At 60.2% G+C, this 13,532-nt stretch carries 12 protein-coding genes; 3 read left to right on the plus strand and 9 right to left on the minus strand.

Features of this window, described 5'->3' with window-relative positions; all coding sequences use genetic code 11:
* Positions 1-186: 186 nt before the first annotated feature.
* Together AC3WN7_RS12190 and AC3WN7_RS12195 are read left to right on the plus strand one after the other, a co-directional pair.
* On the plus strand, positions 187-573 hold the full coding sequence (locus AC3WN7_RS12190) for a helicase (protein WP_102673739.1): 387 nt from the start codon (positions 187-189) through the stop codon (positions 571-573).
* Positions 574-732: 159 nt separating this feature from the next.
* Positions 733-2,052, plus strand: a complete 1,320-nt coding sequence (locus AC3WN7_RS12195; protein ID WP_102673740.1) for a delta-60 repeat domain-containing protein — start codon at positions 733-735, stop codon at positions 2,050-2,052.
* A 48-nt stretch (positions 2,053-2,100) separates the two neighbouring features.
* Here AC3WN7_RS12195 and AC3WN7_RS12200 read toward each other — a convergent pair whose 3' ends face one another.
* From AC3WN7_RS12200 to exbB, 6 genes are all read right to left on the minus strand, one after another.
* Complete coding sequence (locus tag AC3WN7_RS12200; RefSeq protein ID WP_095964344.1) at positions 2,101-3,501, minus strand: aminoacyl-tRNA deacylase and HDOD domain-containing protein; 1,401 nt, start codon at positions 3,499-3,501, stop codon at positions 2,101-2,103.
* A 78-nt stretch (positions 3,502-3,579) separates the two neighbouring features.
* Positions 3,580-5,655, minus strand: coding sequence for an ATP-dependent DNA helicase RecG (recG, locus tag AC3WN7_RS12205; protein ID WP_095964343.1), 2,076 nt, complete (start codon positions 5,653-5,655; stop codon positions 3,580-3,582).
* A gap of 9 nt (positions 5,656-5,664) precedes the next feature.
* Positions 5,665-6,594 carry a hydrogen peroxide-inducible genes activator gene (locus AC3WN7_RS12210; RefSeq protein WP_095964342.1) on the minus strand — a complete coding sequence of 310 codons (930 nt, stop codon included), beginning with the start codon at positions 6,592-6,594 and terminating at the stop codon, positions 5,665-5,667.
* Positions 6,595-6,846: 252 nt separating this feature from the next.
* Complete coding sequence (locus AC3WN7_RS12215; RefSeq protein WP_007989592.1) at positions 6,847-7,596, minus strand: energy transducer TonB family protein; 750 nt, start codon at positions 7,594-7,596, stop codon at positions 6,847-6,849.
* The gene (gene exbD / locus AC3WN7_RS12220) at positions 7,593-8,021 is read right to left on the minus strand and encodes a TonB system transport protein ExbD (RefSeq protein ID WP_102673741.1); all 429 of its coding nucleotides are present in this window, start codon (positions 8,019-8,021) and stop codon (positions 7,593-7,595) included. Before exbD ends, AC3WN7_RS12215 begins: the two co-directional genes overlap by 4 nt.
* A 6-nt stretch (positions 8,022-8,027) precedes the next feature.
* Positions 8,028-8,999 carry a tonB-system energizer ExbB gene (gene exbB, locus AC3WN7_RS12225; protein ID WP_102673742.1) on the minus strand — a complete coding sequence of 324 codons (972 nt, stop codon included), beginning with the start codon at positions 8,997-8,999 and terminating at the stop codon, positions 8,028-8,030.
* Between the two features lie 188 nt (positions 9,000-9,187).
* Between exbB and AC3WN7_RS12230 the strand changes: the two genes are divergently transcribed.
* The gene (locus AC3WN7_RS12230) at positions 9,188-10,045 is read left to right on the plus strand and encodes an SDR family oxidoreductase (RefSeq protein ID WP_102673743.1); all 858 of its coding nucleotides are present in this window, start codon (positions 9,188-9,190) and stop codon (positions 10,043-10,045) included.
* 125 nt (positions 10,046-10,170) lie between these two features.
* Here the strand turns inward: AC3WN7_RS12230 and AC3WN7_RS12235 are convergent, their stop codons facing one another.
* The 3 genes from AC3WN7_RS12235 to spoT form a co-directional block, all read right to left on the minus strand.
* Positions 10,171-10,911 (minus strand): hypothetical protein, encoded by a 741-nt coding sequence (locus AC3WN7_RS12235; protein WP_102673744.1) that lies wholly within the window; start codon positions 10,909-10,911, stop codon positions 10,171-10,173.
* 67 nt (positions 10,912-10,978) lie between these two features.
* On the minus strand, positions 10,979-11,359 hold the full coding sequence (locus AC3WN7_RS12240) for a RidA family protein (RefSeq protein WP_102673745.1): 381 nt from the start codon (positions 11,357-11,359) through the stop codon (positions 10,979-10,981).
* A 22-nt stretch (positions 11,360-11,381) separates the two neighbouring features.
* Positions 11,382-13,487 (minus strand): bifunctional GTP diphosphokinase/guanosine-3',5'-bis pyrophosphate 3'-pyrophosphohydrolase, encoded by a 2,106-nt coding sequence (gene spoT / locus AC3WN7_RS12245; protein WP_095964338.1) that lies wholly within the window; start codon positions 13,485-13,487, stop codon positions 11,382-11,384.
* Between the last annotated feature and the right edge of the window lie 45 nt (positions 13,488-13,532).

The following is a 13,532-nucleotide window of genomic DNA, read 5'->3' on the forward strand; positions in this document are numbered from 1 at the left end:
AAGATCGCAGCCTTCGGCAGCTCCTACCGATTGTGTTTCGTTTGAAGGTGGTGTGGATAATTGTGACTTGGTAGTCATCGTGAGGGTAATGGTTCTGATCTTCTTCTAACGCAAGTAGATAGTGGTGTTATCGCCTGAAGCCGTTAAACTGCCCAGGCCGTTCATTTTCCTTCTGAGGCTGTGCGCATGAAATTTCGTTTTCTGCTGTGGATGCTGGGTTTGTTGATGGGTAAGGCCAGCCGGACCAATCCGGCGTTTCAGCAGCAGTTGGGTGACAAGGACCTGGTGTTTCAGCTGCAGACCCTGGACGGGAAAGTGGCGCGGCATTTCCGCGTGAAGGACCAGCGCATCACCAGCCAATCGGGTGTGCATGCTGAGCCTGCGTTTGCGATTGCCTTTAAAGATGCCGCGTATGGCTTTGCCACGATGCAGGCGAAGAATAAGCAACTGGCGTTCATGACCGGGATTCAGGACAAATCGATTCAGATCAAGGGCAACCCCGCGCTGGTGATCTGGTTCCAGGGGCTGACCAAGTATGTGAAGCCGAAGAAAAAGCCTGTTGCTGTTCAATGACAGCCATAAAGGTTGTTGTTTCGGACTAATCTCCGTCGATTTTAGTTCGAAGAAGACTAAATGACTGTCATTCCTGACAGGTCACAGTTGCGCTTGTTGCGTGCTCCACTGTGCTGAACATTGGGTAGTTCAGCCTTACTACACACGTGGAGTGCGATCATGAGCCAGATGCAGAGTGAAACAGTGACAGCAGGAACACTTGACCCGTCCTTTGGTAAAAATGGTGTAGTGGAAATAGAAGAGTGGAGGGCTGTTTTATATTCGGTTCTTCCGATGAATGGAAAGCTGATTTGTGCCGATCAATACCGGCGTGATGGTGTTGGTGTTGTGTCGATGAGGCTAAGGCGAATGGATGATCGTGGAGTCTTCGACACTTCTTTTGGCGACAATGGGTCGACGATCTTGCCAATTCACTGGAGCGTAGCCCCTAGATGTGGACTATTTCCATACTCGGAGGGCAAATTCCTTTTGAAAGGTACGTACCTTGATGAAATGGGGCAGCGAGATATGGTTGTTGCTCGGCTGAATAAGGATGGCCAGCTGGATACTGATTTTGGAGAGGAGGGTTATAAAAAAATAGACCCCTATAGACTGTTCTCTCGTGACGCAGCGTCATTACGCTCCCGGAAGTCATTCCCCCCCCGAAAAAATGTCGACAATACAAGTGAAGCAAAAAGTTTAACCATGGCAGCCGGATATATTGGCGGTTCTGTGTGCGTGCAGAAAGATGGCAGGATTCTTGTCGCGCACAGTGGGATTTACGGCCAGGACAATAGTCGATACTGGGTACGTGGATTGCTGATTCGACTTACGCCAGACGGCAAATATGACACGACCTTTGGTGATGGCGGTAAATTATTGATCAACCTTGATGGCCTTGATCATGAAGTCATCAGCATTGCGCTAACGGATGAAGAAAAAATTCTGGTGTTTGGTAGTTATCTTGAGGATGACTCTGAAAATGCAGCCTTAAACGCTTTTGTCATTCGTTTGGAAAAGGATGGGAAGAGAGATCGCAGCTTCAATGGTCAGAAGTTCGTTATTAAGAATGACGAACTAAAGCATATTAGGGCCGGGACAATTTCAGTCAGGAACAGCGATGGTGCGATTGTAGTGGCTGGCTCCGCTGCCAAGACTCATGATTTTGGTTTGCCATCTACCCCCTGGATTGCAGTTCTAAACGCCAATGGGTCTCCCAATTTTGGGTTTAATGCTGGCAAGCCATTGTTCTCCAGCATATTGCCCGATGGGGGGGTTTGGCAAAACTGTGCCTGGCAAGAGAATAACAACACAATCCTGGTTGCAAGATCAGTGGCAGCACGCTATTCGCCCACTGGTCAGCTTGATACTTCGTTCAACGGTAAGGGCTGGTTCGACCATAAAGGCATGTATAACCACATGGCGCTGACAAAGGACAGCAAGTTGGTTCTTATCGGGTATGCGGGGGGGTATCCGTTTGTTTTGCGTAGCCTGTTATAAAATCCAAAGCTGAAGTCGGCCCTATCGCGGGCTAGCCCGCGATGCTTTTCAGCCTTGGGTGAATTGCGACGCCAGTTCGCGCAGCAGCACTTCAGCCTCCAGCACTTTGCTGACTACGTCGTCGGCCTTGGCGCGGCTCAGGCCGAGGCGTTCCAATAGTGCGTCCGGGATGCCTTCGTCGGGGCCGGAGCCGATGCCTCGGCTGCGCAGCAGGCGCACCGACAGGCAGACCAGGTTCGGGTATTCGGCGTAGGTGCCGTCGTAGGCCGGGTCGTGCTGGAAGCGCAGGGCGGTGGACAGCTCTTCGGGCATGTCCCAGTAGCGCATCAGCCACGAGCCGATCTGTTCACGGCTGATGCCCAGCAGGTGTTGTTCCACGAAGCTGTGGCACAGGTGCGGGTTGACCTCCAGGTGGCGGCAGATCAGTGAGAAGTGTGGCGGGAACACGTGGGCCAGCAGCAGGTAGCCGAAGTTGTGCAGCAAGCCGGCCAGGTAGGTCAGGCCTGCTTCCGGGCGCTGGGTGCGTGGCATGGCGCGGGTCAGGCCTTCGATGACGGCGGCGGTGTAGATGGATTGCTGCCAGTACGGCGTGGTTTGTTGCGGGTGGTCCTTGGGCAGGCTCAGGGTTTTACCCAGGGCCAGGCCCAGCGCCAGGTTGATCACCAGGTCGAAGCCCAGCACGCGCACGATGGCGTCTTCCACGGAACGGATCTTGCCCGGCGAGGCGTAGTACGGCGACGCTGCCCAGCTCACGACTTGCGCGGCCAGCGCCGGGTCGGTTTCGACCACGCCGGTGATGTCGTCGATAGTGGCGTTGGGGTCGACACGCAGCTTGATGATCTTTTGCGCGGTTTCAGCCAGCGGCGGAATCTCGATGGTCTCTTCCAGACGCTGCTGGATGCGCCGCGCGGTAAACGCCTGGACGGCCTGGGTGATTTCCTTGCGGTCGTCATCGGGGCGGTCGAGGTTCGGACGGATGCTGGTCAGGTTTTCGCCGAAGTTGGCGGCGCTGGCCTTGGTCAGCATGGTCTTGAAGTCTTCGCTGGAGACTTCCAGCAGCACGCCCGGCTCACCAGAGTTGATCAGCAACTTCGGCTCACGCAGCAGGCTTTCGTCGTACAGGCAGGGTGAACTGGTCAGCACCGGCAGGCCCGGCAGCAAGCTGAGGTTGTGCTTGCCGAGCATTTTTGTCAGGCGTTCGGTGGGCACGGCAGTGAGGCGGCGACCGGTGAGTTCGGTCAGGCGATTGAGGTCCAGCAACTGGCTCTGCGGGAACAACACCATCAACGCGCCGACGCTGTCATCGAGCAGAACGGCCTGCACTTTGCGTGCGGCATTGAGGCCGTGATGGTCCAGCACTTCTTCGTAGGCAATGGCCAACTTGCCCAGCATCAGCCGAATAACCGACGGAGCGTGCGGGGTATCGGGTGCGAAGGCAACGTCGGTCATGGTCTGTATCCGTGATTAAACAATTGCAGGAGTATAACCAGCTTGCCTAAAGCCACGCCTCAGAAACTGTGACGCTTGTCACACTTGGCCGTATTGTTGGCCATGACGCAGCCATCGGTCGAGTAACGGGCTGACATGGGTCGGCCAGCGTTCGAGCAATGCCTGGGCGGCATCGCGTACGGCGGGTAGCAAATCGGCATCGCGCATCAGGTCGGCGACCTTGAATTGAAGCAGACCGGTTTGGCGGGTGCCGAGCATTTCGCCGGGGCCGCGCAATTCCAGGTCCTTTTCGGCGATGACAAAACCATCGTTGGTTTCGCGCATGATGCCCAGGCGCTGGCGGCCGATCTGCGACAGCGGCGGATGGTAGAGCAGCACGCAATGGCTGACGGCGCTGCCCCGGCCGACGCGGCCGCGCAACTGGTGCAGTTGCGCCAGGCCCAGACGCTCGGGGTTTTCGATGATCATCAGGCTGGCGTTGGGTACGTCCACGCCCACTTCGATCACCGTGGTTGCGACCAGCAGTTGCAGGTTTCCGGCCTTGAACTCGGCCATCACCGCGGCTTTTTCCGCAGGTTTCATGCGGCCGTGGATCAGCCCGACCTTCAGCTCGCCGAGGGCGGCGGTGAGGTCCTCAAAGGTGGTTTCGGCGGCCTGGCAGGTCAGCTCTTCCGACTCTTCGATCAGCGTGCATACCCAATAGGCTTGTCGCCCTTCGGCGCAAGCGCTGCGCACCCGTTCGATGACTTCGACCCGCCGGGTGTCGGTGATCAGCACGGTGTTGACCGGGGTGCGGCCGGGGGGCAGTTCGTCGAGGATCGAGGTGTCGAGATCGGCGTAGGCGCTCATGGCCAGCGTGCGCGGAATCGGCGTGGCGGTCATGATCAACTGGTGCGGACACATGCGTCCGCCGACGCCTTTCTGCCGCAGGGCCAGACGCTGCTGCACGCCGAAACGGTGCTGTTCGTCGATGATCACCAGCGCCAGGTTCTTGAATTGCACTTCGTCCTGGAACAGCGCGTGAGTGCCGACCACCATAGGCGTGCCGCTGGCGATTTGCTCCAGCGCGGCGGTGCGGTTCTTGCCCTTGAGCTTGCCGGCGAGCCATGCGACTTCAATGCCCAGCGGCTCGAGCCAGCGCTTGAAGGTGATGAAGTGCTGCTCGGCGAGAATCTCGGTAGGCGCCATCAGTGCGACCTGATAACCGGCCTCCAGCGCTTGCAGGGCGGCAAGGGCGGCAACCACGGTTTTGCCAGCGCCGACGTCGCCCTGGATCAGCCGCAGCATGGGCTCGTGCTGGCTGAGGTCGTAGGCGATTTCGTTGCCGACCCGTTGCTGGGCGCCGGTCGGGCTAAAGCCGAGATTGGCCAGGTATTTGGCCGGCAGCTGGGTGGCTTTGGGCATCGCCGGCGCACGCAGGGCGCGCATGCTTTCACGAAGGCGCTGTTGCGACAGTTGATGGGTCAGCAGTTCTTCGAAAGCCAGGCGGTGTTGTGCCCAGTGATGGCCGAGGGCGAGTTCATCGACGTCGGCATCGGCGGGCGGGTTGTGCAGGTAGCGGATTGCATCGGCCAGTGGAGCCAGTTGGTAGTCGCGGGCCAGCTCGTTGGGCAGCCAGTCGGGCAGGCTGCTGGGGCCCAGCAGGGTGAGGGTCTGCATGCACAACTGGCGCAGGCGCTGTTGGGTCAGGCCTTCGGTGAGCGGGTAGACCGGAGTCAGGGTTTCATCCACCGGCGGTGGTTCGTCGCCAGTGATGGCGCGATATTCCGGGTGGTAGATTTCCAGCCCCGAAGCACCGGGCCGTGCCTCGCCGTAGCAGCGAATCCGCGTGCCGCGTTTGAGGCCTTCCTTCTGTGCATTGCTGAAATGGTAGAAGCGCAGGCTGAGTCCGCCGGTGCCGTCCTGCAGTCGCACCACAAGGCTGCGCCGACGGCCCATGACCACATCGGCACCGCTGACCGTGCCTTCGATGACCGCATCCTGCCCGGGTCGCAGCGCGCCGATCGGGACCACGCGGGTGCGGTCCTGATAGCGCAGGGGCAAGTGAAACAACACGTCCTGGAGGTTTTCCAGGCCGACCTTGGCCAGTTTCTCGGCCATGGCTTCACCGACACCCTTGAGTGCCGTCACCGACACTTGCGACAACTCGCTCATGACCGTCGCTTAGCCCGCAGCAACCTGCGCCGCTGGCTTGGCCACCGAGCACAGGCGAATGGAGTCGGCGAGGATTTCAATCGCCTTCGGACGCGGGAAGCTCGCGCGCCAGGCAATGGCCACGGTGCGGAACGGTACGGGTGCCGACAATGGACGCACCTCGATCACGCCGGGGGCGTAGTGGTGGCTGTCGACTGCCGACAACGGCAGGATCGAAATCCCGAGGCCGGACGCGACCATGTGGCGAATGGTTTCCAGGGAACTGGATTCCACCGTGGTGTGCTTGGCGCCGTCGTTGCCTTTGGTCAGGGTCGGGCAGGCTTCCAGTACCTGATCGCGGAAGCAGTGGCCTTCGCCGAGCAGCAGCAGGCTCTTGTCGTTGAGCAGGTTGGCGTCGATGGACTCTTTTTGCGTCCACGGGTGCTGCGCCGGCATCAGCACGTAGAACGGCTCGTCGTAGAGCTGCAGGGTCAGCACGTCGGCTTCGCTGAACGGCAGGGCGATGATGATCGCGTCGAGTTCACCGTTGCGCAGTTTGTCGCGCAGCACGTGGGTGAAGTTTTCTTCGATGTACAAAGGCATCTGCGGGGCGACCCGGTGCAGTTGTGGAATCAGGTGCGGGAACAGGTACGGCCCGACAGTGTAGATCGCGCCAACTTTGAGCGGGGCCGTCAGCTGGTTCTTGCCGGCCTGGGCCAGTTCGCGGATGCCCTGGGCCTGTTCCAGCACCTTTTGCGCCTGGGCCACGATGCCTTCGCCGACCGGCGTCAGGCGCACGGCGCTTTTGCTGCGCTCGAAAATCAGCACACCGAGTTCGTCTTCAAGCTTTTTCACGCCCACCGAAAGGGTCGGCTGGCTGACGTGGCAACGCTCGGCCGCGTGGCCGAAGTGCTGCTCTTGGGCGAGGGTAACGATGTAGCGTAATTCTGTGAGGGTCATAGCAAGCGTCCATGTAGTTGCGGGCCAAGCATACCGGCTGCAATCGATAGACGCACGTTATCAGACTGAACGTGTCCGGTGACACCGGGCAATGCCGGTTTGCCGCTGGCAGATAAGAGAAAGGCACCTTTCGGTGCCTTTTGCTTGGCGCACAACCCTGTGGGAGCGGGCTTGCTCGCGAAAGCGGTGCTTCAGGCGACATCAATGTCGAATGATTTTTCGTCTTCGCGAGCAAGCCCACTCTCACATTTTTTAGCGACGGCGTTTTTCCAGCGAATACACAAAGGGTGCAACGATTTCGATGGAGCCATTGGTCAGCATGTCGGCCGGTGGCTTGGGCAGCGGTTGAGCGCGGCGGATCATTTCCAGGGTGGCCCGGTCCAGATCGGCAGTGCCCGAGGCGCCTACCAGCTCAAACGACAACACATTGCCTTCGGCATCCACGACGAAACGCAGGCGGTTCATGCCTTCCTTGCCCCGTGCCTGTGCACTGGCAGGGTACTTTTTGTACTTCTGCAGGTGCGCCAGCAGCGTGCCTTGCCAGCTGGCCTTGGCCGCCAGTTGAGCCGGCGAAGGACCCGGTGCAGGCTGAGCGGATTTCTCCGTTGGCGCCTGAGTCTGTTGCGTTTCGGCAGGCTTTTCTTCGGCCGGTTTTTCCTTCGGCGGTTCGGGTTTCTTCTCTACCGGCTTGGGCGGTTGTGGCTTTGGCTTTGGCTTGACGGGCTTGGGCACGGCAATCTCGGCTTTCGGCGCTTCGGCGAGCTTGGGGATCGGCAGTTCTTCAACCGGAGCCGGTGGCTGCGGTGGGGTGACGACCTTCGGCGGAGCAGGCGGTGGCGGGGCGGGGACCGGTGCCAGTTCGACCAACATTGCCTGAGGAGGCAATTCGATGGGCGGGCGAGCGGACCAGTTCAGCGCCAGCGCGATGGCCAGCGCGTGAACACCCAGCACCACGGCCAGGCTACCGCTGTAACGCGTCAGCTTATGGCGCGTCGTGATCATTTCTTGACTGCCGTCTCGAGTCCGACCAGACCTACCTTCAGGTAACCGGCTGAACGCAGGTTGTCCATCACGCTCATCAGGTCGCCGTAATCCACGCCTTTGTCGGCCTGGAAGAAGATCGTCGTGTCTTTTTTGCCCTGGGTCCTGGCGTCGAGGGTGGCGCCGAGTGCTTCGGCCTTCACTTCGTCTTCACCGAGGAACAGGCGCTGGTCAGCCTTGACGCTGAGGAACACCGGTTTCTCTGGCCGCGGCGCCGGTTTGGCGGTGGAGGCGGGCAGGTCGACCTTGATGTCCACGGTGGCCAGCGGGGCTGCCACCATGAAGATGATCAACAGCACCAGCATCACGTCGATGAACGGCGTGACGTTGATTTCGTGGTTTTCGGACAGATCGTCGTCTGCCCCTTCTTTCAAATGCAGGCCCATGGCCGATTACCCCACTTTCACCATGTGCGGTTGCGAGCTGCGCTCAGGCTGGTGGTCGAGGTCGCGGCTGACCAGCAGCAGGACCTGTGCCGACGCGTCGGACACCTGAGCTTTGTAACCGGCGATGGAGCGGGCGAAGACGTTGTAGATCACGACCGCAGGGATCGCTGCAACCAGGCCCAGTGCGGTGGCCAGCAGGGCTTCGGCGATGCCGGGAGCGACGACGGCGAGGTTGGTGGTCTGGGTTTTGGCGATGCCGATGAAGCTGTTCATGATGCCCCACACGGTACCGAACAGGCCGACGAAGGGCGCGGTGGAACCGATGGTCGCCAGCACGCCGGTGCCGCTGCTCATGTTGCGACCGCAGGCCGCGACCAGGCGCTCAAGGCGGAAGCTGACGCGTTCCTTGATGCCTTCTTTCTCACGGCTGTTGACCGACAGGCGCATCTCTTCGAGAGCATCGTGCACCAGCAGGTTGGCGAGTGTGCCTTCCTTTGCCGCCGTGGCGCTGGCTTCCTTGAGGGAGGCGGATTTTTTCAGTTGGGCGATTTCACCGCGCAGGCGACGCTTGGCGCCCATCAGCTCAAGACCCTTGGCGATCCAGATGGTCCAGGTGATGATCGAGGCGATGGCCAGGCCGATCATCACGATCTTCACGATGATGTCGGCATTCTTGTACATGCCCCACGGCGACAGGTCATGGGCCATGCCCAGGGTGTTGTCGGCTTCGAGGACTTCAGGAACGTCTTCACCCAGGGTTTCTGTCGGCGCTGCCTGGGCAGGATCGGTCGCGGCGGGAGCGACGGCCGGGGCGGCGTGATCAGTCGGTGCAGGGGCTGCGGCGGCCGGAGTTGCTGGCGCCTGGGCATCGGCGAAAGCCGCGACTGGCGCGAGCATCAGGCTGAGGAGCAGGGCGGCCACCGCGCTCCAGGCGCGAGGTCGTTTGGTTGGCGAAGCGGAGAGTTGATTACGTGTCATGCTGGCCGGACCTGAGAGAAAAAACGGGTGAAGTTCTTCCAGGCCTCGAAGGGCCGAGAACAAAAGTGGGGCGTATTATTGCAAGTAATTCTTGTTAACAGAAGTAATAGCGTCTCTTTTTTTCCTGCATTGCTAGCCGCCTGTCTGTTGCCGGCGCTAGTCTGTGGCTTTGCGATAGGAGTTTTCTGATGTCTGCGCCTACTGTTTTGATCGCCGGTTGCGGTGATGTTGGCAGCCGCCTGGCCACACAGCTGCTGGCGGCGGGATGGGAGGTTCATGGCCTGCGGCGGGATGTTTCACGCCTGCCCGCAGGCGTCATCGGCGTTGCCGGTGATTTGTTCAACAAAGACTGCCCGGCCACTTGGCCGATCGGTGCCGTGGATTACCTGGTGTATTGCGCGGCAGCCACCGATCACGACGAAGCCGGCTACCGTGCTGCCTATGTCCAGGGACTGGAGCATGTGCTGGAGTGGCTCAACGACTACGGTCAGGTGCCCAATCGCCTGTTGTTTGTGTCCAGCAGCAGTGTTTACGGGCAGCAGGATGGCGAGTGGGTCGATGAAAGTTCGTCTACGGTGGCGTCCGGTTATTCTGGGCGTGTGATGCTGGAGGCTGAGCAGATCGCGCTCAAGAGCGGTATCCCGGCCAGCGTCGTGCGACTGACCGGCATCTACGGCCCGGGGCGTGAGTGGTTGCTGACCCAGGTCCGCCGGGGTTATCGCGTGGCGGTTGAACCACCGTTGTATGCCAACCGGATCCATGCGGACGATGCCGCAGGATTGATGGCGTGCCTGCTTGAGGCGGACCGGCGTGGTGTGGCGCTGGAGGATGTCTACATCGGCGTCGATGACGAGCCGGCAGCGCTGGCCGATGTGGTGGGCTGGTTGCGCGGGTATCTGGGCGTGACTGAGTGGGACGACGATTCAAGCGTGCGGCGCACCGGCAGCAAGCGTTGCAGTAATGCGCGGGCGAAGGCTTTGGGCTGGACGCCGAAGTACCCGAGTTTTCGCGAGGGGTATGCGGCGATCATTGAAGGGCGCTGCTGACGTTACCGATTGCCACAAACCAAATGTGGGAGCGGGCTTGCTCGCGAATGGGGCATGACATTCAACATCTCTGTTGGCTGTTACACCGTTTTCGCAAGCCCGCTCCCACATGGGTTATGCGCAGGTTACTGCTTCTCGAGCAACCACTTGCGCTCACCCGGAGTGAACGAAGGCATTTCGTCCGCCTGCGCCGTGTTCACGGTCTGGAAAATCTCCAGCTCCTTGCCCTTGCGCGCAAAGATCCAGGCGTTGCCCTGGCCATTGAGTTGCAGCCACATGTTGTCATTGCCGCCGCTCATGGAGGCGCAATCGCCAGCCAGGCACAACGCATAGCGGTCGCTGCCGGGCAGACCGGTCACCTGGCCGTCGGCCTGGAATTGAACCGTGTTGCCTTCGCCGGTACCGCTGATGATTGTCCAGCTGCCGCCCATGTAGGCTGAATACAGTGCACGCTCGAAACTGGCGCCGATCGGAGCGCCGTCCGGCACTGGAATCTGGGCGCGGTCGAAAACCTGCTCGGGCTCGTTTTCGCTGGCGGACTGGCTGAGTTGCTTGCCATCACGCTTCAGCTCGCTGGCCGAGCTGCCGTAAAAGTCGATTTTCCAGGCGCCGGATTCTTCACCCAGCAGCTTGCCGTCGACGTTTTCAAAGCCATTGGTGTAGCGGGCCTGGCCGGCCTTGGTGTTGATGTCCCATTCCAGGTTCGGGCCATAGGCCTGGAGCGCTTCACGCAGGGGGACGCCTTTGGCGGCAGCATCGATCGCCACCTGATTGATCCAGGTGCCGCTGATATCACGATCGGCAGGGTTGCTGGCACATCCGCCCAGAAGCAGGGCGAGCAGCGAGAGAGCAAGCGCATTGCGCATGGTGGAATCCTTTCAAACTTTCTTTACAGCAGGGCAGTCGGCGCAGCCCCAGGCTGCGCCGTGCACATTACTCGATGACCAGGATGGCATCCATTTCAACCTGCGAACCCTTAGGCAGGGCTGCAACGCCGATGGCGGCGCGGGCAGGGTAAGGCTGGTCGAAGTACTTGCCCATGATCTCGTTGACCTTGGCGAAGTGGCTCAGGTCGGTGAGGAAGATGTTCAGCTTGACGATGTCCTTGAACGAACCACCGGCTGCTTCGGCTACGGCCTTGAGGTTCTCGAACACCTGGACGGTCTGGGCTTCGAAGCCTTCAACCAGTTCCATGGTTTTTGGGTCCAGAGGAATCTGACCCGACATGTAGACGGTGTTGCCGGCCTTGATCGCCTGGGAGTAAGTACCGATGGCGGCCGGGGCCTTGTCGCTGGTGATAACAGTCTTGGACATGAATGACTCCTTGTAAGTGGGCTTATGCGCGCATGCGGGTGATGCGAATCACCCCGGTCAGGGCACGCAGTTTCTTGATCACGCGGGCCAGGTGCACGCGGTCGTGCACGCTGACCACCAACTGGACCACGCTGATGCGACCATCGCGTTCGTCCATGCTGATTTTCTCGATGTTGCCGTCGGCGGCGTTGACGCTGCTGGCCAGCAGGGCAATCAGGCCGCGCTGGTGTTCCAGTTCGACGCGCAGTTCGACGTTGAATTCGCCGGTGACATCCTTGGCCCACGAGAGCTGGATGCATTTTTCCGGGTTGTGGCGGATTTCACTGATATTGCGGCAGTTGTCCAGGTGCACGACCATGCCTTTGCCCGCGGACAGGTGGCCGACAATCGGGTCGCCCGGGATCGGTGTGCAGCACTTGGCGTAGCTGAGTACCAGGCCTTCGGTACCGCGAATCGCCAGCGGGCCTTCCGGGCTTGGCAGCTGTTCGCCTTCGCCGAGCAGTCGGCGAGCCACCACATAGGCCATGCGATTGCCCAGGCCGATATCTTCGAGCAAATCCTCGATCAGTTCGAGGCGGTACTCGGCGAGCATCGCCTTGACGCGTTCAGCCGGGATTTTCTCCAGCGCGCTGTCGAATCCGTTGAGGACCTTGTTCAGCAGGCGTTCGCCCAGGCTGATGGATTCGGAGCGGCGTTGCAGTTTCAGTGCATGGCGGATGTGCGTGCGCGCCTTGCCGGTGACCACGAAGTTGAGCCATGCCGGGTTCGGCCGTGCGCCGGGTGCGCTGACGATCTCGACCGTGGAGCCGCTTTGCAGCGGTTCGGACAGCGGTGCGAGACGACGGTTGATCCGGCAGGCAATGCAGCTGTTGCCCACGTCGGTATGCACTGCGTAAGCGAAGTCGACCGCCGTGGAACCCTTGGGCAGCTCCATGATCCGGCCCTTGGGCGTGAACACGTAGACCTCGTCCGGGAACAGGTCGATCTTCACGCTCTCGATGAATTCCAGAGAGTTGCCGGCGCGTTGCTGCATTTCCAGCACGCCCTTGACCCACTGGCGGGCGCGGGCGTGAGTGCCTTTCGGCTGTTCGTCGCCGCTGGACTTGTACAGCCAATGGGCGGCGATGCCGTTGTTGGCCATCTCTTCCATTTCACGGGTGCGGATCTGGATCTCGATCGGAACACCGTGCATGCCGAACAGCGTGGTATGCAGCGACTGGTAGCCGTTGGCCTTGGGGATCGCGATGTAATCCTTGAAGCGCCCCGGCAGTGGTTTGTATAAGTTATGTACAGCACCCAGCACGCGGTAGCAGGTATCGACCTTGTCGACGATGATCCGGAACGCGTAGACGTCCATGATCTCGTTGAAGGCCCGACGCTTGCCGCGCATTTTCGTGTAGATGCCGTAGAGGTGTTTCTGGCGACCGCTGACCTCGCCCTGGATGCCGTCGATGGCCAGGCAGTGGCTTAAGGATTCTTCGATTTTGTTGACGATTTCCTTGCGGTTGCCCCGGGCGCGCTTGACGGCCTGGTAGATCCGCGCGGAACGCATCGGGTGCATGGCCTTGAAGCCGAGGTCTTCGAATTCTACGCGGATGGCGTGCATGCCCAGCCGGTTGGCGATGGGCGCATAGATTTCCAGGGTTTCCTTGGCGATGCGTCGGCGTTTTTCACCGGACAGCACTTCCAGGGTGCGCATGTTGTGCAGGCGGTCGGCCAGCTTGACCAGGATCACGCGAATGTCGCGGGCCATGGCCATGGCCATTTTCTGGAAGTTTTCGGCTTGTGCCTCGGCCTTGGTCTCGAAGTTCATCTGGGTCAGTTTGCTGACCCCGTCGACCAGTTCGGCCACGGTTTCGCCGAACTGCGCTTGCAGCGCTTCCTTGGCAATACCGGTGTCTTCGATCACGTCATGCAGCATTGCGGCCATCAGGCTCTGATGGTCCATGTGCATGTCGGCAAGAATATTCGCCACCGCGAGTGGGTGCGTGACGTACGCCTCGCCGCTACGACGGCGTTGGCCGTCGTGGGCTTGTTCGGCGTAGAAATACGCTCGGCGGACCAGGTTGACCTGGTCATTGCCGAGGTAGGTCGATAAGCGATCGGCGAGGGCGTCTATGCTCGGCATGATGTCTCCTGCCGTAGGCTGTGATCCCGCGCCGTGCTACGTCGA

The sequence above is a fragment of the Pseudomonas sp. FW305-70 genome, from assembly GCF_058783925.1.

Excerpts from the sequence above, each read along its gene's own strand:
- AC3WN7_RS12190 (WP_102673739.1), top strand. The coding sequence starts at position 187 with ATGAAATTTCGTTTTCTGCTGTGGATGCTGGGTTTGTTGATGGGTAAG.
- AC3WN7_RS12195 (WP_102673740.1), top strand. The coding sequence starts at position 733 with ATGAGCCAGATGCAGAGTGAAACAGTGACAGCAGGAACACTTGACCCG.
- AC3WN7_RS12200 (WP_095964344.1), bottom strand. The coding sequence starts at position 3,501 with ATGACCGACGTTGCCTTCGCACCCGATACCCCGCACGCTCCGTCGGTT.
- recG (WP_095964343.1), bottom strand. The coding sequence starts at position 5,655 with ATGAGCGAGTTGTCGCAAGTGTCGGTGACGGCACTCAAGGGTGTCGGT.
- AC3WN7_RS12210 (WP_095964342.1), bottom strand. The coding sequence starts at position 6,594 with ATGACCCTCACAGAATTACGCTACATCGTTACCCTCGCCCAAGAGCAG.
- AC3WN7_RS12215 (WP_007989592.1), bottom strand. The coding sequence starts at position 7,596 with ATGATCACGACGCGCCATAAGCTGACGCGTTACAGCGGTAGCCTGGCC.
- exbD (WP_102673741.1), bottom strand. The coding sequence starts at position 8,021 with ATGGGCCTGCATTTGAAAGAAGGGGCAGACGACGATCTGTCCGAAAAC.
- exbB (WP_102673742.1), bottom strand. The coding sequence starts at position 8,999 with ATGACACGTAATCAACTCTCCGCTTCGCCAACCAAACGACCTCGCGCC.
- AC3WN7_RS12230 (WP_102673743.1), top strand. The coding sequence starts at position 9,188 with ATGTCTGCGCCTACTGTTTTGATCGCCGGTTGCGGTGATGTTGGCAGC.
- AC3WN7_RS12235 (WP_102673744.1), bottom strand. The coding sequence starts at position 10,911 with ATGCGCAATGCGCTTGCTCTCTCGCTGCTCGCCCTGCTTCTGGGCGGA.
- AC3WN7_RS12240 (WP_102673745.1), bottom strand. The coding sequence starts at position 11,359 with ATGTCCAAGACTGTTATCACCAGCGACAAGGCCCCGGCCGCCATCGGT.
- spoT (WP_095964338.1), bottom strand. The coding sequence starts at position 13,487 with ATGCCGAGCATAGACGCCCTCGCCGATCGCTTATCGACCTACCTCGGC.